The sequence below is a fragment of the Roseburia sp. AF20-18LB genome, from assembly GCF_003461185.1.
Taxonomy (GTDB): Bacteria; Bacillota; Clostridia; order Lachnospirales; family Lachnospiraceae; genus Roseburia_C; species Roseburia_C amylophila.
This window is the reverse complement of the sequence record NZ_QTWP01000033.1, coordinates 1-537: the sequence shown is the minus strand read 5'-3', so window position 1 is coordinate 537 and position 537 is coordinate 1. Positions and strand designations below refer to the sequence as shown.

The 537-nt window shown below is 34.5% G+C and carries 1 pseudogene; it reads right to left on the bottom strand.

Annotated features, from left to right (window positions below):
- A pseudogene (locus DWX65_RS14800) lies at positions 1-287 on the bottom strand (DUF4885 domain-containing protein); the annotation flags it as partial.
- Between the last annotated feature and the right edge of the window lie 250 nt (positions 288-537).

Here is a 537-nt window from a genome sequence, read left to right as displayed (position 1 = left end):
TAAGCTATGGAACGCTGGTCTTCTGTCATATATGAGCAAAAGTTAGGTGAAGTCACATCACAATATTTCGATATGACATATGCCATTGGATCAGAATGCGACATATTTTCTTTGTACATTTTATCATAATGCTCCCGCAAAACTTTTTGTACGAAACGATCTTCCTCTGTAAGTCCATCATACTGATATCCTACAGTTGTACCGGCGCTGGAATTATTGGGCAGCTTGTTTAAATCCCTGCCAGCTGGAATGTTGTTATAATAGTCAGAATTATTTACAGTAACCATATTATCCCCCTGCCTTATATAAGTCTTATAATCTGTATCATGTAAATCATACTGGAACCCTATCGATAAACTTTTTTCATTTTATTTTCCACATTTTTTCTTCATTATTCGGAGTTCTTCCGACTATGTCACCTATTGGATTTCTCTCAGCCTCAATATGATATGTAATCCAAGTTCTCTTTTTTTCCTATGTTCAAATGACTAAGCACTATTTATACTTACTATTTGCATTTGGCAAATTAAGATATGT